At 71.0% G+C, this 484-nt stretch carries 1 protein-coding gene; it reads left to right on the top strand.

Translation table 11 applies throughout. From position 1 onward, the window contains the following. Window positions 1–484, top strand: a 484-nt coding sequence (locus tag AC1DNK_RS29985; RefSeq protein WP_477944871.1) for a hypothetical protein, incomplete at both ends; no start/stop codon positions are given.

Raw genomic sequence — 484 nt, 5'->3', positions numbered from 1 at the left:
GGGCGTTGTCGCCGTCGACCGTGGGCGGTTTTGACGCGGAGAGTTCCGAGCCGGTGCTGGCGGGGTCSGCGGGGACGGTGTCGGCGGTGGGTGCCGATGACCGGATYTACAGTGCGGACCCGAAGTCSGGGCAGGTCACGGTCACGGCGGTGGATGCCGAGGGCGCGGCGACGGAYGTGCAGTCCAGCACCTGGRATGGGTTGAAGGGTGCGGGGGACCTGCAGCTGGCGGTGGTGGGGGATGCGCCGGTGGTGTTGGATGCGGGCCGGGGGAAGCTGTTCCTGCCGGGCGGCCGTGAGCTGGCGCTGGAGAACGCAAGGGACGCGAAGCTGCAGCTTTCGGGTCCGGGTGCGGATGCGGTGGCGGTCGCGACGCCGAAGGCGCTGTTGTTGCAGCCGTTGGATGGTTCGACGGCGAAGACGGTGACGTTTGGCGGGCAGGGGGTGCCGGCGGCTCCGGTGCAGCTGGGCGGGTGTGTGCATGC

This window comes from Rhizobium sp. 01N424 (assembly GCF_056399485.1).
Note: the sequence above shows the minus strand (reverse complement) of the source record. Positions and strands in the feature narration are given on the sequence as shown.